Raw genomic sequence first — 209 nt, 5'->3', positions numbered from 1 at the left:
AGAATATGCCCCAATTTTATATCAAATTTGGAAGAAAAAGCATAAAAAAGCTTATTACAAATGGCGTATTGATGAGACGTATATCAAAATAAAAGGAAAATGGAGCTATTTATATCGTGCCATTGATGCAGAGGGACATACATTAGATATTTGGTTGCGTAAGCAACGAGATAATCATTCAGCATATGCGTTTATCAAACGTCTCATTA

At 32.5% G+C, this 209-nt stretch carries 1 protein-coding gene; it reads left to right on the top strand.

Annotated features, from left to right (window positions below; genetic code table 11):
• Window positions 1-209, top strand: a 209-nt coding sequence (locus IDG64_RS15740; RefSeq protein WP_133062791.1) for a DDE-type integrase/transposase/recombinase, incomplete at both ends; no start/stop codon positions are given.

Origin of the sequence: Staphylococcus sp. EG-SA-15 (genome assembly GCF_017151895.1) — a bacterium.
Lineage (GTDB): Bacteria > Bacillota > Bacilli > Staphylococcales > Staphylococcaceae > Staphylococcus > Staphylococcus aureus.
The sequence above is the reverse complement of the archived record's forward strand: the minus strand, read 5'-3'. Positions and strand labels throughout refer to the sequence as shown.